General features: G+C 34.5%; 16 protein-coding genes and 1 pseudogene. 6 read left to right on the top strand and 11 right to left on the bottom strand.

Annotation, left to right across the window (positions count from 1 at the left end):
* Nucleotides 1-358 precede the first annotated feature (358 nt).
* The 3 genes from J3U19_RS04370 to lysS all read left to right on the top strand — a co-directional run bounded on the left by J3U19_RS04370 (nt 359) and on the right by lysS (nt 3,928).
* Nucleotides 359-985: a Fe-Mn family superoxide dismutase gene (locus tag J3U19_RS04370; RefSeq protein ID WP_267345510.1), complete on the top strand. Its 627-nt coding sequence runs from the start codon at nt 359-361 to the stop codon at nt 983-985.
* 298 nt (nt 986-1,283) lie between these two features.
* A protein-coding gene (gene prfB, locus J3U19_RS04375) for a peptide chain release factor 2 (protein WP_324123813.1) occupies nt 1,284-2,382 on the top strand; the annotation gives its coding sequence in 2 pieces (ribosomal slippage) (nt 1,284-1,358 and nt 1,360-2,382; 1,098 coding nt in all).
* Between the two features lie 31 nt (nt 2,383-2,413).
* Nucleotides 2,414-3,928: a lysine--tRNA ligase gene (lysS, locus tag J3U19_RS04380; RefSeq protein WP_267340211.1), complete on the top strand. Its 1,515-nt coding sequence runs from the start codon at nt 2,414-2,416 to the stop codon at nt 3,926-3,928.
* A 552-nt stretch (nt 3,929-4,480) separates the two neighbouring features.
* Here the strand turns inward: lysS and J3U19_RS04385 are convergent.
* Both J3U19_RS04385 and upp read right to left on the bottom strand, forming a co-directional pair.
* Nucleotides 4,481-5,740: a uracil-xanthine permease family protein gene (locus tag J3U19_RS04385; protein WP_416380250.1), complete on the bottom strand. Its 1,260-nt coding sequence runs from the start codon at nt 5,738-5,740 to the stop codon at nt 4,481-4,483.
* Between the two features lie 111 nt (nt 5,741-5,851).
* Entirely contained in the window at nt 5,852-6,478 is a 627-nt protein-coding gene (upp, locus tag J3U19_RS04390; protein ID WP_267340208.1) for a uracil phosphoribosyltransferase, read from the bottom strand.
* A gap of 246 nt (nt 6,479-6,724) precedes the next feature.
* On the opposite strand from upp, the gene J3U19_RS04395 reads away from it, so the two are divergent.
* Nucleotides 6,725-7,072 carry a DUF805 domain-containing protein gene (locus J3U19_RS04395; protein ID WP_267340206.1) on the top strand — a complete coding sequence of 116 codons (348 nt, stop codon included), beginning with the start codon at nt 6,725-6,727 and terminating at the stop codon, nt 7,070-7,072.
* A 66-nt stretch (nt 7,073-7,138) separates the two neighbouring features.
* On the opposite strand, the gene gntR is transcribed toward J3U19_RS04395, so the two are convergent.
* The 4 genes and pseudogenes from gntR to J3U19_RS04420 all read right to left on the bottom strand — a co-directional run bounded on the left by gntR (nt 7,139) and on the right by J3U19_RS04420 (nt 10,481).
* The gene (gene gntR / locus J3U19_RS04400; RefSeq protein ID WP_267340204.1) at nt 7,139-8,134 is read right to left on the bottom strand and encodes a gluconate operon transcriptional repressor GntR; all 996 of its coding nucleotides are present in this window, start codon (nt 8,132-8,134) and stop codon (nt 7,139-7,141) included.
* A gap of 1 nt (nt 8,135) precedes the next feature.
* Entirely contained in the window at nt 8,136-8,828 is a 693-nt protein-coding gene (gene ung / locus J3U19_RS04405) for a uracil-DNA glycosylase (protein ID WP_267345513.1), read from the bottom strand.
* 83 nt (nt 8,829-8,911) lie between these two features.
* A pseudogene (locus tag J3U19_RS04415) lies at nt 8,912-10,004 on the bottom strand (glycoside hydrolase family 88/105 protein).
* 114 nt (nt 10,005-10,118) lie between these two features.
* Entirely contained in the window at nt 10,119-10,481 is a 363-nt protein-coding gene (locus J3U19_RS04420) for an MFS transporter (RefSeq protein WP_324123791.1), read from the bottom strand.
* Between the two features lie 858 nt (nt 10,482-11,339).
* Between J3U19_RS04420 and grcA the strand changes: the two genes are divergently transcribed.
* Nucleotides 11,340-11,723, top strand: a complete 384-nt coding sequence (gene grcA, locus J3U19_RS04425; protein ID WP_025314317.1) for an autonomous glycyl radical cofactor GrcA — start codon at nt 11,340-11,342, stop codon at nt 11,721-11,723.
* Nucleotides 11,724-12,306: 583 nt separating this feature from the next.
* Here grcA and dnaJ read toward each other — a convergent pair.
* Nucleotides 12,307-13,437, bottom strand: a complete 1,131-nt coding sequence (gene dnaJ, locus J3U19_RS04430) for a molecular chaperone DnaJ (protein WP_267340198.1) — start codon at nt 13,435-13,437, stop codon at nt 12,307-12,309.
* Nucleotides 13,438-13,565: 128 nt separating this feature from the next.
* The gene (gene dnaK / locus J3U19_RS04435; protein ID WP_267340197.1) at nt 13,566-15,482 is read right to left on the bottom strand and encodes a molecular chaperone DnaK; all 1,917 of its coding nucleotides are present in this window, start codon (nt 15,480-15,482) and stop codon (nt 13,566-13,568) included.
* A 228-nt stretch (nt 15,483-15,710) separates the two neighbouring features.
* On the opposite strand from dnaK, the gene satP reads away from it, so the two are divergent.
* Nucleotides 15,711-16,289: an acetate uptake transporter gene (gene satP / locus J3U19_RS04440; RefSeq protein ID WP_267340196.1), complete on the top strand. Its 579-nt coding sequence runs from the start codon at nt 15,711-15,713 to the stop codon at nt 16,287-16,289.
* A 95-nt stretch (nt 16,290-16,384) separates the two neighbouring features.
* Here satP and asnB read toward each other — a convergent pair whose 3' ends face one another.
* From asnB to J3U19_RS04455, 3 genes are all read right to left on the bottom strand, one after another.
* On the bottom strand, nt 16,385-18,058 hold the full coding sequence (gene asnB, locus J3U19_RS04445) for an asparagine synthase B (protein ID WP_267340195.1): 1,674 nt from the start codon (nt 18,056-18,058) through the stop codon (nt 16,385-16,387).
* A gap of 216 nt (nt 18,059-18,274) precedes the next feature.
* A complete protein-coding gene (locus J3U19_RS04450) occupies nt 18,275-18,619 on the bottom strand; it encodes a YdbL family protein (protein ID WP_267340193.1) in 345 nt (114 codons plus the stop codon).
* Between the two features lie 132 nt (nt 18,620-18,751).
* Nucleotides 18,752-18,937, bottom strand: a complete 186-nt coding sequence (locus J3U19_RS04455; protein ID WP_267340192.1) for a YnbE family lipoprotein — start codon at nt 18,935-18,937, stop codon at nt 18,752-18,754.
* Nucleotides 18,938-18,947 lie beyond the last annotated feature (10 nt).

Raw genomic sequence — 18,947 nt, forward strand, 5'->3', positions numbered from 1 at the left:
TTAGTTTAATAATTGAAAAACTTGATGGCCTTATCACTAAACTGAATCGACGCTTTTCAATCTAGCCATTCAAGCTCTATCGAGTTGATGAACAACGTTAAGAAAAAACCACTTATAAAATCCGGTAATGATAATGCTTTTATCTATTATCATTAATAAAAATCAGTTTGATTTAAAATTAATGTAGATGATTTAAATCTTTTTTGCTTTAATTCAAACGTTGTACTGTGTTTAAAAATATAGCTATTGCTTAGATAGTCATGAACTATCTAAATAATAGTTTGTGGGCACCAGTAATAGCTCGTATACTTTTAGCATAAAAAGTTAAAAAAACTCAATAAATGAAAGGAGCAATTTCATGGCTTATATATTACCCCCTCTACCCTATGCTTATGATGCTTTAGAGCCTTATATTGATACTGAAACCATGCATCTTCATCATGATAAACATCATCAAACTTATGTAAACAATGCTAACGCTTTATTAGAATCGTTACCTACTGAAGTTAAAGATTTTTGTCCTGAAACTTTACTAAAAAATCTAGATAAAGTCCCATCTGACAAAGTTACCGGTCTTAAAAACAACGTTGGTGGTCATGTTAATCACACTTTGTTCTGGGAGTTGTTAAAAGTCGGAACTGAACTCAAAGGTGAGTTGAAAACGGCCATTGAAAAAGATTTTGGTTCAATTGATGCTTTTAAAGAGAAATTTTCTGCTGCTGCAGCAACCCGCTTTGGTTCAGGTTGGGCTTGGTTAGTACTCAAGAATGGTAAGCTTGAGGTTGTTTCTACGGCTAACCAAGATTCACCAATTATGGGTGAAAAATTTGCTGGTGTATCTGGCACACCAATTTTGGCTCTTGACGTTTGGGAACATGCTTACTATTTAAAATATCAAAACCGTCGTGCCGATTACATTGGTGTATTTTGGAATGTCATTAATTGGGATAAAGTTGCTGAGTTATACGCAGAAGCTAAAAAATAATTTTTATCGATCATTTTATCCAAATTACTTCATAATGACGCCTCTCGCGTCATTATGAGTTTTTAGTAATGATTCTTTACTATTGTGCCGATATCACGATTAACTCATTGTTAGAACTTGAACTGTTTTTTATTCATGTTCACTTCTTTTTGATAATGTTATTTTATCTTCCACTTTGTTGGATAAAATTATTGAATCACCATACACCAAGCCTAAATTGGTAATTGCTAAATTATACTTAAATCCGCTACAATGAAAGCTTATCTAAAAATCATAAACTGAGTATCCAATTTAAAACATGTTTGAAATTAATCCGGTTAAATCAAAAATAGCAGAACTTACCGAACGCAGTGCTGTGATTCGGGGGTATCTTTGACTATGATCTAAAAAAAGAACGACTAGAAGAAGTCAACGCCGAATTAGAGCAATCTGAAGTCTGGGCAAATCCTGAAAAAGCACAAGCTTTAGGTAAAGAACGAGTAACACTTGAAGATATCATTAATACCATTAATTCATTAGAGCAAGGGCTTGACGATGTCGAAGGCTTGCTTGAGCTTGCTGTTGAAGCTGAAGATCAAGACACTTTTGATGAAGCCAATTTAGAACTTAAACAATTAGAAAAAAAACTAGCCGGGCTTGAATTCCGCCGTATGTTTTCAGGTGATTATGATAGTGCTGACTGTTATTTGGATATCCAATCGGGTTCAGGTGGTACTGAAGCACAAGATTGGGCAGAAATGCTACTCAGAATGTATTTGCGCTGGGCCGAATCAAAAGGTTTCACAACCGAAGTAATGGAAGTATCCGATGGTGATGTTGCTGGTATAAAATCAGCGACAATTAAGGTATCTGGCGATTATGCTTATGGTTGGTTGCGCACCGAAACAGGAGTTCACCGCTTAGTACGTAAAAGTCCATTTGATTCAGGTAACCGCCGTCATACATCATTTGCATCAGTCTTTGTCTACCCTGAAATTGATGATAATATTGATATTGATATCAACCCTACCGATCTCCGTATTGATGTTTATCGTGCATCCGGTGCGGGTGGTCAGCATGTTAATAGAACTGAATCAGCGGTACGCATTACACATATTCCAACTGGCATAGTAACACAATGTCAAAATAATCGTTCTCAGCACAGTAATAAAGATCAAGCCATGAAGCAGTTAAAAGCTAAATTGTATGAGCTTGAAATGCAGAAAAAAAATGCAGAAAAACAGCAGATGGAAGACAATAAATCCGATATCGGTTGGGGCAGTCAAATTCGTTCATATGTCCTTGATGACTCAAGGATTAAAGATTTACGTACTGGTGTAGAAACACGCAATACTCAAGCCGTTTTAGACGGTGATTTAGATCAATTTATTGAAGAAAGCTTAAAAGCAGGTTTATAACCCTGCTTGGTGATAAAGAAAAGGTAAAATTATGTCAACACAGCAAGAGCAACAAAACCCTATTGAAGAGTTAAATAACGAGCTTACAATACGTCGTGAAAAGCTTGCACATATTCGTGAGCAAGGTATTGCTTTCCCTAATGACTTTCGCCGTGACGCAATTTCAAGCGATCTTCATAAATTGTATGATGATAAAACTAACGAAGAATTAATTGAAAATAAAATTATTGTAACCGTTGCGGGTCGAATGATGATGCGCCGTATTATGGGTAAAGCCTCATTTGTATCATTACAAGATGTTGCAGGGCAAATCCAACTTTATGTTACTCGTGATGATCTACCTGAAAACTTTTATAATGAACAATTCAAAAAATGGGATCTTGGTGACATCGTTGGTGCTAAAGGCTACTTATTCAAAACCAAAACAGGTGAACTATCAATCCACTGTGAAGAAATCCGCCTACTAACAAAAGCATTACGCCCATTACCCGATAAATTCCACGGCTTAGCAGATCAAGAAATGCGCTATCGTCAACGTTACCTTGATTTAATTACTAATCAACAATCACGTGACACCTTTATTGCGCGCTCAAAAGTGGTAACTGAAATTCGTAACTTCATGTTAGAAAACCACTTTATGGAAGTTGAAACCCCGATGATGCAAGTCATCCCAGGTGGTGCATCAGCCAAACCATTTATTACGCACCATAATGCGCTTGATCTAGACATGTATTTACGAATTGCGCCAGAACTTTACTTAAAACGTCTAGTGGTAGGTGGATTTGAGCGTGTATTTGAAATCAACCGCAATTTCCGAAACGAAGGGGTATCGCCAAGACATAATCCTGAATTTACCATGATGGAAATGTACATGGCTTATGCCGATTATAAAGATTTGATTGTATTAACTGAAGCGTTATTCCGTCGTTTAGCCATTGCCGTGACGGGGAATGCAGTAGTGCAATATGGCGAACACACTTTTGATTTCGGCAAACCATTTATCAAAATGACCATGCGTGAAGCAATTTGCCATTATCGTCCAGAAACTAACAATGCTGATTTAGATGATTTTGACAAAGCCTGTGCGATTGCAAAAGCCGTAGGAATCAAAGTGGAAAAAGGCTGGGGACTTGGTCGAGTGGTAACTGAAATATTTGAAGAAGTGGCTGAAGCTAACCTTATTCAACCAACATTTATCACCGAATACCCGGCAGAAGTCTCACCACTTGCTCGTCGAAACGATGAAAACCCATTTGTAACAGACCGCTTTGAATTCTTTATTGGTGGACGTGAAATTGGTAACGGCTTTTCAGAACTTAATGATGCTGAAGATCAAGCACAACGTTTTGCTGATCAAGTATCACAAAAAGATGCAGGAGATGATGAAGCGATGTTTTATGATGATGATTATATCACAGCACTTGAACATGGTTTACCGCCAACGGCAGGACTCGGTATTGGTATCGATCGTACTGTGATGTTATTTACTAACAGCCATACCATTCGTGACGTAATTCTATTCCCGACCATGCGCCCAATAAAATAAAATTTTTTACTTTAATAAACCTCACTTATTTTATAATAAGTGAGGTTTTATACTCAAACGTATAGTTAACCTCAAACTTTTTTACAAGATTTATTCTTTATTCTAATAAAAATTAATGGATATTACCTTTATTCAACTGTTTCCCATTTAATTAAAATCATATAATTACGTTAAATGTTTTTGTTCACAGTAATCAATTAAATTAAATTAAAGTAAAATACAATTAATCATACTAACTCAAAACTTCACAAATCATGCTTACAGCCTTTTAACCATTATCTTTAAAATCAATGAGTCAATAATTAATCATAATAATTAAATTTGCTAATTCATCTATTAAAAACCATGGTTAACGTTCCTAATCAATATTGATTAAGTTATTTTTTAATAATAAAAGAAAAAGTTTAACTAAAGATCTTTATCGAAGACTTAAACTTTTTAAAAGAAAGTCATCACTGACATAAAGTCACGGCGATATTAATAAAATAGTCTGTTATAAGAAAAAAGAATAACCGTTCATGATGTTCTTCATAAACGGTCTATTAATTTAGATTAACCAACATTGGTTGGTTTAGTGTGATGAGGTAAAATTAAATTTAATACGATAGCTAAAATGCCACACAAGCTAATTCCTTGAAGGGCATACGAGCCAAAATCAAAAATCATTCCACCAATACCAAAGACTAAAACTAACGAAACAATACACATATTACGGGAAACGGATAAATCCACTTTATGTTTGACTAAAATATTAATGCCTACCGATGCAATTGATCCAAACAAGAGTACCATAATGCCCCCCATAACTACTGTTGGAATAGAGCTTAAAAAAGCGCCAATCTTTCCAACAAAAGACATTAAAATCGCCCAAATTGCAGCCCACGTCATCACTCTTGTTTTAAAATTACGAGTTAATGTTACTGCACCAATAACTTCAGCGTAAGTAATACAAGGTGGACCTCCAAAAAATCCAGCAGTAGAAGTTGCCAATCCATCACCTAACAAAGTACGTTGTAAGCCGGGTTCACAGGTATAATCTTTACCAGTAACAGAACTAATTGCCATAATATCACCTACATGTTCGATAGTTGGTGCGATAACAATTGGAATCATATATAAAATAGACTGCCATTGAAATGTTGGAAACGTGAAATCAGGAACTTTAAACCAAGGAGCATCAATAACAGGTTGAAAATTGACAATACCAAATAAGCAGGAAAATACATACCCTACGATGATACCGGCAATAATAGGCACTAATTTAAAAAAACCTTTTGCCCAAATCGCCATAGCTAAGGTAGTGATTAGTGATGCCATTGAAATAATAATTAACTGATAATTTTCAGCCATTAAGCCACTATCTTTACCCATTGCCATGCCGACAGCAACAGGGGCCAGCGATAATCCAATAACCATAATAATAGGACCCGTCACCACTGGTGGTAAAATTCGATTAATGACATTATTTCCGTTAATTTTTACTAAAAAAGCAAAAAACATAAACACAAAACCGGCAGCAACTAAACCTCCTAGCGTTGCCGGTATTCCCCACTGTGCTACACCAAAAGAAATCGGCGCAATAAAAGCAAAGGAAGAAGCTAAAAATACTGGTACTTTTCCTTTAGTAGTAAGTTGAAACAATAACGTTCCAACACCAGCTGTAAAAAGTGCGACATTGGGGTTTAATCCAGTTAATAAAGGAACTAAAACTAATGCACCAAATGCGACAAATAACATTTGAGCACCAGTGAAAATATCCTGCCATGAAAATTTAGACAGAGGGGCATCATGCTTTACTTCATCTATTGTGATTTTTACCACGTTGACAATCTCCTTTTCAACTTAATCTGTAGCTCATAAAGAATTTGATAATTAATTAACAGGCATAAAAAAACCGGATAAACCGGTCTAAAATTTGAAATTTTATTTGGTGCCAAATATCTTGTCTCCGGCATCACCAAGCCCAGGTAAGATGTAGCCTTTATCATTCAATCTTTCATCAATTGAAGCGGTATAAAGTTCCACATCTGGATGCGCCTGCTCAAGCGTTTTAATTCCTTCTGGAGCAGCAACTAAAACCAATACTTTGATATTTTTACAACCCGCTTTCTTAAGCAGATCAATAGTTGCAACCATTGAACCACCGGTTGCAAGCATTGGATCAACAACCAAAGCCATTCGTTCTTCAATATCAGAAGTTAATTTTTGGAAATAAGGCACAGGTTCAAGAGTTTCTTCATTACGATAAAAACCAACGACGCTAATTCTTGCACTAGGTACATGTTCCAATACACCATCCATCATACCTAAACCTGCACGCAAAATTGGCACTACAGTAATTTTTTTGCCTTTAATGCGTTCTACCTGAACTGGACCACACCAACCTTCTATGGTTACAGTTTCGGTCGGTAGATTTGCCGTTGCTTCATAAGTTAATAAGCTGCCTACTTCACTGGCAAGGTCACGGAAATCTTTTGTGCTAATATCACTTTCACGCATTAAGCCGATTTTATGACGTACAAGAGGGTGTTTTACTTCAACAATTTTCATGGGGGCCTCAGTGTTATTCTTTGAAGATAAATTAGTAGGTATAAATAACCACTGAGCGATAATTCTAACATAAATCTGACTTTATGAAAACCTGAAATCAACAACAGTTCTGATAACATAACTATTAGTAATATAATAAAAAAAAGAAATTTTAATGATAAAAATCAGTTTTATTTTCAATTTTTTTTTATTAAAATATCAAATCAATAGGATTTTTTTTAATTAAATTAACAAGGATGATAAGAAATGGGCTGGTTTATTGATTGTATTACAAAAAATTACATAAATTTTAAAGGAAGAGCACGTCGAAAAGAGTATTGGATGTATATGTTATTTATTCTTATTGCCTCCTTTTTTACAATAATACTTGATAAGTCGTTGGGACTAGACTTAAATATAACAACCATATTTTTGTTAGCAACAACACTCCCTACTTTGGCTGTGTCAGTACGACGTTTACATGATACAGACAAATCAGGTTGGTGGTTACTGCTACAGCTTGTTCCATTTGGCAATATTATATTATTCATCTTTTTCTTAATGGATTCAACACCCGGACTTAACCGATTTGGTCAATATCCTAAAGAGTTATAAATAACTCATGGACACTAACCTGATTATTTTAAAATAATGAGGTTAGTTTATGCATCAGCTATATTATCAAATGCTTTCGCCGTTTAAATACTCAACTGGCAAATCAATTACATTCTGATCAATCTGCTCACCATTAATACATTGTAATAACATTTCTGCTGATTTCTGACCAATTTTCATCCTCGGTGTCAAAATAGAAGCTAATTTTGGCGTGACAACTTGTCCAACATCGTGCCCATGAAAACCCGCAATAGCCAATTGTTTAGGTACTTTTATGTCCAATCGTTGACATTCAAACAATACCCCGAGCGCTAAATCATCATTAGTACTAAAAACACCATCAATTTGTGGATACTCTTTCAATGCTTGATGAAGTAATTGCTTACCTAATGAGTAAGATGAAGATTTTTTTGTTGCAAAAGTTTTGGCAAAAAGCCCAGCTTCTTGCATAGCTTGTTCATAACCTTGCTGGCGAATAATACTTCTATCATCCTGACGAGCACTAAAATAAGCAATATGTTTATACCCTTTTTTAATCATACAATTGACCATATTTTTAGTTACCCCATAATTATCAAAACCCACAGCCATATCAATGCAAGGCGAAACACTGTCCATAATTTCAACAACGGGCACGCCCGATATTTCAATCATTTTTCGTGTTGCAGCGGTATGAGTACGTTCAGTTAATATTAATCCATCAATATTATAAGCTAGTAACGACCGTAACCGCATTTCTTCTTTTTCCGGATTATAGCCTGTATGCGCAATCATGGTTTGATAACCATATTTGTCTGTTACAAGTTCGATACCTTTTAATACATCAGCAAACACCTGATTGGTTAATGATGGTAGTAATACACCAATTGCATTACTTTTTGCATTAGACAGCATATCCGGCGCTTTATTAGGGATATAACCAAGTTCATCTATTGCCGCGGATATTTGCAACTGAAGTGGCTTTGATACAAGATTAGGATCACGTAAAAAACGGCTTACCGTCATTTTACTAATACCTATAAAATCCGCTATTTCTTGCAAACCTGTACGGCGTTTTTTCATACTACACATTAATGTTTTCCGGAAGCTTCGGTTGCCAATCTATTGGTGTTTTACCGTGTTGCCGAATAAGATCATTCGCTTTTGAAAAATGCTTACATCCTAAAAAACCACGATGAGCAGACAAAGGGGATGGATGAACTGAAGTTAATACATGATGTTTTTGACGATCAATAAACTGTCCTTTCTTTTGCGCAGGTGATCCCCACAACAAAAAAACCACCCCTTCAAGATATTGATCGATTGCAGCAATTACGTGATCGGTAAATGTTTCCCAACCTATTTTAGCGTGTGAATGAGCTTGCCCTGCTTCTACAGTCAATACATTGTTCAACAATAATACGCCTTGACTTGCCCAAGAGGCAAGGTATCCATGAGAAGGAATGTTAAATCCTTCAATATCAGTAGACAGTTCTTTATAAATATTTAATAAAGAAGGCGGTGGTTTTATACCTGGTAACACTGAAAATGAAAGCCCATGTGCTTGATTAGGACCATGATAAGGATCTTGCCCTAAAATCACAACTTTGATTTCATTAAATGGAGTAAAACGAAAAGCATTAAAAACATCGTGCTTAGGAGGGTAAATAATCTTTCCTTCAGCACGTTGCGATGCTACAAATTGCATTATCTGTTGAAAATAAGGTTTTTCTTTTTCAGAACCGATGACATCATGCCAGGTTAATTGATTCGTCATACAATACCTATATTCTTTTGTGGCTTAACAACATTATTTAATGGTTGTATTAATTATACCTAAAAATCATAATAAACCTATTGCTAATCAATTTTAGGCATGGATGTTAGTGGAATATTTTTATAATACTCCAGATCGTTACCCATTGCCGTTCCAAATGAGACATTTAAGAGTTTACCTTCATCATTAATGTTAGCCATCACACCTTTAATCGCTTTTTTAGCAATAATTTTATAATCATACGATATATAGCGTTTTCTAATTGATTTTAATATTCCATAAGCAAAACCTGCTGTTGCTGATGTTTCCAAATATGAGGTAGTATCATCAATAATAGTATGCCATAAACCACTTTCATCTTGATATTAGGCTAATGCTTCAACTTGAGCATTTAAAATTTCAATAAGCATTTTACGAATCGGATCTTTTCTGAAGATCAAGTAGTTCGATAAATTCCGGGATCACTATGATCAACCAACTGTTTCCCCTTGCCCATTTTGCTTTAACAAAATGATGATTACCGTCAAAGGTCCAACCATGAAACTAAAGACCTGTCTGACGATCCATTAAATATTGAATATGAATCAATATTTGATAAATTGCTTCTTGAATATATTCAGATTTATTGAGTGTATTACCAATTTTAACAATTGGTAATACACTCATCATCAAAGTATCATCCCAAAGTTGTTGATGATTTTCATTATTATAAACAATATGTTGTAAATCTCTAAATTTAGTTCAAGGCATATCATACATCACCCAATCAGTCCAACTCTCTAAATAAGGCAAAAAAACAGAATTTTTAGTTTCTTCGTAGCGATAAGCCAATGTCAGAAATGGGCATACAGTATTTACATTTTTAGTTGATGTTCCTTCAGACAAACGCTGTTCAAACCAATTATCAATAATTTCTAACGTAACCTTATCGCCAGTCTGTTGATAAAATTGATGCATACCATAAAGACCGATGCCATGGGTCCATACCCATCCATCCCAATCTTTAGTATCAATAACCTGTCCATCATCCAGTCGCAATAAAAATTCACCTGTTTCATCTTTTATATTAATTAAATTATTAATAATGTTTTGAATCAATTTTTGTAATTCAGATTTAGAAACTAAATACTCGGGTTTACAAAGCAATTTACTATGTTTTACAGGAAATATTTGCATCTTTCTCATCCTTTTATAAATTTATATAAAACAGCTAATACTTATTTATTTTGCCCCAAAGTTCGGTAACAGGCATTGCAGTCAACATTTCGATAATGGGTTTTCCTTTATCACTTATTCTTTTTTCTGAATTTGTTCCAATTTTTTTATATTATTAATTTCATCAATTAATATTTTGTGAGTTTTCAAATCCAGTTTAAATTTTAATGAAATTAAAAAACCTAAAGTTAAAACAAAAATAGTGCTAACGATTAATAAGATTAAAATAGTTTGTGATACCCCTAGTGGTTGCTCATTATGTCCTTTAACAAATCCTGAGTTTTGCAAACAAATGACAATTAGCATTACTGCCCCTGCTTGAGAAGCTTTCCGTGTGAAGATCATTACTTCTGCAAAAATTCCTTCTCGACGTTTACCGGTAATAATTTCATCGACATCAGAAATGTAAGTATGGATATTACAAGGAATATAGTTGATCCCCTCTTCGGCCTAATCCCGCTATCGCCGATACAATAATCAACAGTGTATGAATATCACTTAAAGGGTCATAAAAATGACACCATAAGCTAAGCAGCTCATACCAAAATGGTGAGTTTTTATATGACGAATCCAAGAGTGGCTATTTCATTAATAGGAGGTCTTGAGAAAGCTGAAGCATTAATTATTTTTAACTCGTTTTGTCGTCTCAAGATTGAAGTTTATTTGTTAGCATGCCAAACCAGATTATCGTGACCAGCCATCATTTTTTCTGGTGGAACCGACGGAAAGTTGAATTTAGGTAAAAACCAGATGTGATTATATTTATTCAATTATACCAAGCTGCCAGTAAATGAATCTGTTTAATCTGCACTGCTGAGGTATAAGTCTTAAAATTTATTCAAAGGCAGAAGGTACGACTGCTCAGGTGATTGATATAAAATGCCCATAATGGTGTTTTAGTTCATCAAGATATCATTGTCTAAGTAATAATGAGTTTTTGGTAAGGTATTTAAATTTGCTTTTACACTTAGTGTCATTACTTATTATGTATGAATCAAGAAGAGATTAAATTTTAAGCTGATCATATTTATATCTCTTATTGATCAAATTAATTTTTGGTGTTTTACTTATCAAAGTGTTTTTTAAATTTTCTTAAAAAAAGATCCATATAAATTAACCAATAAATTTTAAAAAATTTAAAGAGTTGCTTACAAGCATTGCAATTAAAGCAAAAAAAAATAACCAAAGGTATTACTTATTGAATTGATAGCTTATTTTGACTTTAATCAAATTATGAAAGTGCTATATTAACTCACAATAGATAAGGGCAATAAGGCCCGTTAGGAGGATTTAAAAATGATTACAGGTATCCAAATTACTAAAGCTGACAATGCTGCACTACTTAACTCTTTTTGGTTATTAGATGATTCAACTAAAGAAGCACGTTGTGTAGCTGCTAAATCTGTTTATAAAGAAGATCAAATTATTCCAACTGCTGAACTTGGTCAATTTGAATATCGTGAAGTACCTTTAGATGTAGCACCAACAATCAAAGTTGAAGGTGGTCAACATTTGAATGTTAATGTTCTTCGTCGTGAAACTTTGGAAGATGCAGTAAAACACCCTGAAAAATATCCACAATTAACTATCCGTGTTTCTGGTTATGCTGTACGTTTTAATTCTTTAACAGCAGAACAACAACGTGATGTTATTGCCCGTACTTTTACTACAAAAATGTAATTAGTATCAATATGTTTTAAACCTAATAATAATTAGCATAAAAAGGATAATTAAAAATTATCCTTTTTTTTATGAAAAAATAATTTACTTATATCAATATTAAACATTTTAATATTTTTAATTGTAAGTCCATAATCAAACATCCCTATTATTTGATCAAAACGAATTGATAAGATTGATCACCACAAATAAGCGTTTCAAAAATAATCATCATAATCAATTGATTTAACCTAATAAATAAATTAATGTGAAAATACCCAATCCTTCCATATAATTAATATTTATATAAGCAAGTTAAATTTTTTATCCTGACCAATTCAGTAATTATAGGTATTGGTCATGTATGTCTGTCTCACCATAATATTAGATAAATAAGCCTACCAAATGCTTGTAGAGTTCTCTAACATTTACTGGAAATAAAAGGAAACCAACTAACGCAAAAAATAATAACGACAAGTTGAGTTTAGTGAAAATTTTGAATATTTGATGTATAGAAGAAAAAAGAAATTAAAATTTACAATCAACATGAGAATAATAACAAAATCAAGCCTTAGTGGCTCGATTTTATTATTATTAATTAATATTAACCAAAAAACTTTTTCACTTTATCAAAAAAGTTTTTTTCTTTCGGACTATGTTTGGAGCTTTTATCTGCTTTAAAACTTTCACCTAACTCTTTCAATAGTTCTTTTTGTTTACTGGTTAAGTTAACTGGTGTTTCAACTACTACATGACAGTAAAGATCACCAACCGAACTACTACGTAAGGATTTAATACCTTTACCACGTAATCGGAACATTTTGCCTGTTTGTGTCTCGGCTGGAATAGTTAAACTTACTTTACCGTTAAGGGTTGGAACCTCAACTTCACCACCAAGTGACGCTAAAACAATATTAATTGGTATTTCACAATGTAAATTAGTGCCATCACGTTCAAAAATCGCATGCTGTTTGATTTGTACTTGAACATATAAATCACCAGCTGGAGCACCATTTAAACCAGCTTCACCTTCGCCAGCAAGTCGAATTCGATTACCAGTATCAACACCAGCTGGAATAGTAACTGATAGTGTTTTATTTTTTTGTACACGACCTTCACCATGACACTTCTTACATGGATTTTTAACAACTTTACCACGACCATGGCAGGTTGGGCATTCTTGTTGTACAGCAAAAAATCCTTGACGCATTTGGACAACGCCAGCACCATGACAGGTATCACAAGTAACTACATCAGATGACTTTTCAGTACCTTGCCCATGACAAGTATCACATGTGACCCAAGTTGGTACTTTAATTTCTTTGCTAACACCGTTAGCCGCTTCTTCAAGTGTTAATGTAATATTATATTGAAGATCTGCACCTCGAGATGCGGTTTGACCGCGTCCACGCCCACCACCGAAGAAGTCACTAAATAGGTCATCAAATGCACCACCACCAAAACCACTGAAACCGCCAAATCCACCAGCTCCAGCACCGCCACCTTGTTCAAACGCTGCATGTCCATATTGATCATAAGCAGCTTTCTTTTGGGCATCGGTCAAAATTTCATATGCTTCTTTGACTTCTTTAAATTTTGATTCAGCTTCGGCTTTATTATCCTGATTCTTGTCAGGATGATATTTCATGGCTAGGCGTTTATAGGCTTTTTTTATTTCACTTTCAGTGGCTGTTTTGCTTACGCCTAATATTTCATAATAATCTTTCTTCGCCATAATTAACCTTTATTTTTATCATAACATAAACAACTAAACGGGCTTGAGTTACCTCGCGCCCGTTTAATGTGTTACATGTTTAAAACTCGTTGAAATAACTCATTAAAAAACATCTTTATTAATGCTTATTATTTTTTCTCGTCATCAACTTCTTTGAAATCAGCATCAACAACATCATCTTGCGCCGCAGAACCGCTGTTTGTTTGGTTTGCAGATTGGTCACTTTGAGCTTGTTGTTGTTCTAATTCAAGCAATTTTTTAGATGCTTCCATCAACGCATTAATTTTTGCTTCAATTTCGGCTTTATCTTCGCCGCGAGCGGCAACTTCTAAAGCGCTTACTGCATCTTCGATTGCTTTTTTATCATCTGCTGATAATTGATCACCAGCTTCTGTCACTTTTTTACGAGTTGAGTGAACAAGATGATCGGCTTGATTACGCACTTGAGCTAATTCTTCAAACTTACGGTCAGCATCGGCATTTGCTTCAGCATCATTTACCATTTTTTGGATCTCTTCTTCACTTAAACCAGAAGATGCCTTAATAGTAATATTTTGTTCACGACCGGTATTTTTATCTTTCGCTGATACATGTAAGATACCATCAGCATCAATATCAAAAGTTACTTCAATTTGTGGCATACCACGAGGTGCAGCTTGAATACCATCAAGGTTAAATTGACCTAATGATTTATTATCACTAGCGCGTTTACGTTCACCTTGTAATACATGAATAGTTACTGCTGATTGATTATCTTCCGCTGTTGAGAACACTTGACTATGTTTAGTTGGGATAGTTGTGTTTTTCTCAATTAAGGTAGTCATTACACCACCCATCGTTTCAATACCAAGCGACAATGGAGTTACGTCAAGTAATAATACGTCTTTAACATCACCACCAAGCACGCCACCTTGTACTGCCGCACCCACCGCAACTGCTTCGTCAGGGTTTACATCTTTACGTGGTTCTTTACCAAAGAAGTCAGCAACTGCTTTTTGCACCATTGGCATACGTGTTTGACCGCCAACTAAAATTACATCTTTAATATCAGAGACAGATAGACCAGCATCTTGTAACGCAGTTTTAACTGGTTCCATTGAACGTTTAACTAAATCTTCTACTAAAGATTCAAGTTTTGCACGAGTTACTTTAATATTTAAATGTTTTGGTCCAGTCGCATCAGCAGTGATATATGGTAAGTTGATATCAGTTTGTTGTGCTGATGATAATTCAATTTTCGCTTTTTCAGCCGCTTCTTTTAAACGTTGCATTGCAAGTGGATCATTTTTAAGATCGAAACCTTGTTCACGTTTAAATTCATCAACTAAATAGTTAATTAAGCGAGAGTCAAAATCTTCACCACCTAAGTGAGTATCACCATTTGTTGCTAATACTTCAAATGTTTTTTCACCATCAACATCATCAATTTCGATAATTGAAATATCAAATGTACCACCACCAAGGTCGTATACTGCGATTGTGCGGTTCCCCACATCTTTATCTAAACCATAAGCAAGCGCTGCTGCTGTTGGCTCGTTAATAATACGTTTAACATCTAAACCGGCAATTCGACCAGCATCTTTTGTTGCTTGACGTTGAGCATCATTGAAATAAGCTGGAACAGTGATCACCGCTTCAGTCACTGGCTCACCAAGATAATCTTCTGCTGTCTTTTTCATTTTCTTTAATACTTCAGCAGAGATTTGTGGTGGAGCAATTTTCTGACCTTTAACATCAACCCATGCATCGCCGTTATCAGCTTTTACAATTTTGTATGGCATAATACCCACATCACGTTGTACTTCAGCATCTTCAAAACGACGACCAATTAAACGTTTAATGGCAAATAATGTATTTTGTGGATTAGTTACTGCTTGGCGTTTTGCTGGTTGACCAACTAAAATTTCACCATCTTGTGTATAAGCAATAATGGAAGGAGTTGTGCGATCGCCTTCTGCATTTTCTAATACTTTCGCTTGACCATTGTCCATCACTGCAACACATGAATTTGTTGTACCTAAATCAATACCTATAATTTTACCCATAATCTTTTTCTCCTCAAAACCTGTATTTTATTTCTTGTATATAAGTCTTAAATTTTGATTTTCAAGCTTTAAATTTATACAAAGAAATATTTTTTGTTTCCACATAAATGGGAACAATATTGTTAATATCAAGGGGCAATATAAAAATTTTTTAATATATCTTGATTGCTAAGTTTTATCCACTTATCATTGCCGTTCTTTTGATAAAACTTAATTTATAGGATCTTTATGGAACAAACAAAACTTGCAAATCCTGGCCCTTTAGGTTTAATGGGATTTGGTATGACAACAATTTTATTAAATATTCATAATGCAGGATTTTTTCCTGCCATGACTGTAATTGTCTCAATGGGTATTTTTTATGGTGGTCTTGCTCAAGTTATTGCTGGTATTTTAGAATTCCGCAAAGGCAATACGTTTGGAACAACAGCATTTACCTCTTATGGTTTCTTTTGGATCGTATTAGTTGGCATTTGGTATTTACCAACTTCACCAGCAACAGCACCATCTGATGCAACATTTGTAGGTATTTTCCTTGCTTTATGGGGAATTTTTACTGGTTTTATGTTTATTGGTACCTTAAAAGGCAATCGTGTATTACAATTTGTTTTTGCTAGCCTAACGCTGTTATTTGCTCTATTAGCAATTGGAAATATTTCAGGTAATCATGATATTATTCATATTGCTGGATTTGAAGGCATTATTTGTGGTGCAAGTGCAATTTATTTAGCAATGGCAGAAGTAATTAACGAACAATTTGGTCGTACTATTTTGCCTATCGGTGCACCTAAAGGCGCAGCGCATTAGTAAAATTAAGCAGCTCTACAATCATTAATAAGCAAGTAATAAAAACGGGGAAATATCCCCGTTTTTTTATGCCTAATAAGAGCGATTAAAGCTTATTATTCTTTATAAGCATCATTATGCACACCAACTGCTGCTCGACCAGATGGATCGTTTAAGTTTTTAAATGATTCATCCCATTCAATTGCTTTCGCAGTTGAACAAGCAACGGTTGGACCACCCGGTACACAATGGGCAGCACTTTCTACTGGGAATAATTCATCAAAAATTTCACGATACATGTACGCTTCTTTCGAAGTTGGCGTATTGTAAGGGAAGCGGAATTTTGCATTTTCTAGCTGTTGATCCGTAATCTTGCTCTCTGCAATCTCTTTTAATGTGTCAATCCAGCTATAACCAACACCATCAGAGAATTGTTCTTTTTGACGCCAGATGACTGATGCAGGTAAATAGGACTCAAACGCTTCACGGACAATGTGTTTTTCCATTTTACCATTGCTACCACACATTTTATCTTTCGGATTAATGCGCATCGCTACATCTAAGAATTTTTTATCTAAGAATGGTACCCGAGCCTCAACACCCCAAGCTGCCATAGCTTTATTTGCACGCGCACAATCGTACATATGTAATGCCGCTAATTTACGTACAGTTTCTTCGTGGAATTCTTTTGCACTTGGTGCTTTATGAAAATACAAATAACCACCAAATACTTCATCTGCACCTTCACCTGATAGAACCATTTTTATTCCCATTGCTTTGATCTTACGCGCCATTAAATACATTGGCGTTGAAGCACGAATGGTGGTTACATCATAAGTTTCGATGTAATAAATGACATCACGAATTGCATCAATACCTTCTTGAATAGTAAAATTAATTTCATGATGAACAGTGCCTAAATGGTCTGCAACAGCTTGCGCGGCTTTCAAATCTGGCGCACCTTTTAAACCTACTGCAAATGAATGCAACTGTGGCCACCATGCTTCAGATTTTTCATGATCTTCAATACGGCGCGCTGAGAATTTTTTGGTAATTGCTGAGATAACTGAAGAGTCAAGACCGCCAGATAATAAAACACCATAAGGTACATCAGACATAAGATGGCTTTTAACAGACTCTTCTAGTGCAACACGAAGTTCATTGATATCTGTCTTATTATCTTTGACGTTATCATATTCCATCCAATCACGTTTGTAATAGGTTTTAATTTCACCTTCTGTACTTGATAAGTAACTTCCAGGAGGAAAAGCCTCAATCGTTTTACAAACCGGAACCAATGCTTTCATTTCAGATGCAACGTAAAACGTGCCGTTTTCATCATGCCCCATATACATCGGAATGATACCGATATGATCACGACCAATAAAATAGGTGCCTTTATTAATATCATAAAGAATAAACGCAAACATACCTTGTAAGTCATCAAGACAGTGTATACCTTTTTCTTGATAAAGGGCTAAGATTACTTCACAGTCTGAGCCTGTTTGAAATTCATAACGATCTTTGTACTGATTTCGGAGTTCTTGATGATTATAAATTTCGCCATTGACTGCTAAAACTAAAGTTTTATCTTTATTATAAAGTGGCTGAGATCCTGTATTAACATCTACAATTGATAAACGTTCATGAGCTAAAATAGCTTTATCAGAAGCAAAAATACCAGACCAATCAGGACCACGATGACGTTGTAGACTTGATAGTTCTAATGCTTTTGTTCGTAGTTGTTCTGGATCTGATTTAATATCAAGAATACCTAAAATCGAACACATTGATTTTCTCCATTTAAAATCGCCTGAGCGATACAATTTACAAGTAAAAACTAACTATCTGTATGAAAATATTCATATCATTTTGTTGTTATGGTAATTATGCCCTTTTCAAAAATTAATGTGAGCAAAATTCTAAATAAACAGCATACACATTATTGATACACAATTAAAGTACAATATCGTTATGCTCTTCCTATCATTGCAAAAAGATCACAATTATTTTTTTTGCCATTGACCTTGTTGCTTTATATATTGACCTGCTGGTGTTTTATCTTGCGCTTTACTACCAGCTCGATTTTCTACTTCATTTAATGGAACGTTACTTTCAGCAGAAACTTTTTGGTACTGTGCTTTACGAGCTTGATTAATTAAATTTGCAATCTCACTGGCATTATCTTCATTTTTTACTACACCTAAATAACCATCTGCCTGTTCTCCTACTAATCCTCGCGCTTTAGCTTGGCTTAGTGAATCGATGGCTTGTTCCAAAGTCAGTGCAGATACAGAAAAAGATAAAACAGCAGTAAATAAAGCTATTGTCACTTTTTTATAGATACTCATAGCACACTCCTTAATCATACTTTTTATTATTAAATTTAAAAGTAGCAAAAGATTGTTGAGCTTCACAATTAGTATGTGTTGACCATCTTTGCTATTTTCTTATTAAATCACTCATTAACAAAAATTTATTTTTTAATATAATCCAGATTTATTAATAATATTATCTAATGCTTTATCCATTTTAATATTAATCTCATGATCGATTTTTACATTTAAATTAATATTAATAGGTTCACTTGGTGTTTGTACTTTAACCGTCGGCGAACATCCCATTAACACACTACCTAATACCAATATTGCAATAATTCGTCGTATCATAAAATGACCT

It is taken from the genome of Gilliamella sp. B2828 (assembly GCF_026537125.1).
Taxonomy (GTDB): Bacteria; Pseudomonadota; Gammaproteobacteria; order Enterobacterales; family Orbaceae; genus Gilliamella.

Excerpts from the sequence above, each read along its gene's own strand:
- J3U19_RS04370 (WP_267345510.1), top strand. The coding sequence starts at position 359 with ATGGCTTATATATTACCCCCTCTACCCTATGCTTATGATGCTTTAGAG.
- asnB (WP_267340195.1), bottom strand. The coding sequence starts at position 18,058 with ATGTGTTCGATTTTAGGTATTCTTGATATTAAATCAGATCCAGAACAA.
- ung (WP_267345513.1), bottom strand. The coding sequence starts at position 8,828 with ATGACGAATCAATTAACCTGGCATGATGTCATCGGTTCTGAAAAAGAA.
- J3U19_RS04455 (WP_267340192.1), bottom strand. The coding sequence starts at position 18,937 with ATGATACGACGAATTATTGCAATATTGGTATTAGGTAGTGTGTTAATG.
- satP (WP_267340196.1), top strand. The coding sequence starts at position 15,711 with ATGGAACAAACAAAACTTGCAAATCCTGGCCCTTTAGGTTTAATGGGA.
- dnaK (WP_267340197.1), bottom strand. The coding sequence starts at position 15,482 with ATGGGTAAAATTATAGGTATTGATTTAGGTACAACAAATTCATGTGTT.
- upp (WP_267340208.1), bottom strand. The coding sequence starts at position 6,478 with ATGAAAATTGTTGAAGTAAAACACCCTCTTGTACGTCATAAAATCGGC.
- J3U19_RS04450 (WP_267340193.1), bottom strand. The coding sequence starts at position 18,619 with ATGAGTATCTATAAAAAAGTGACAATAGCTTTATTTACTGCTGTTTTA.
- lysS (WP_267340211.1), top strand. The coding sequence starts at position 2,414 with ATGTCAACACAGCAAGAGCAACAAAACCCTATTGAAGAGTTAAATAAC.
- dnaJ (WP_267340198.1), bottom strand. The coding sequence starts at position 13,437 with ATGGCGAAGAAAGATTATTATGAAATATTAGGCGTAAGCAAAACAGCC.
- gntR (WP_267340204.1), bottom strand. The coding sequence starts at position 8,134 with ATGAAAAAACGCCGTACAGGTTTGCAAGAAATAGCGGATTTTATAGGT.
- grcA (WP_025314317.1), top strand. The coding sequence starts at position 11,340 with ATGATTACAGGTATCCAAATTACTAAAGCTGACAATGCTGCACTACTT.
- J3U19_RS04395 (WP_267340206.1), top strand. The coding sequence starts at position 6,725 with ATGGGCTGGTTTATTGATTGTATTACAAAAAATTACATAAATTTTAAA.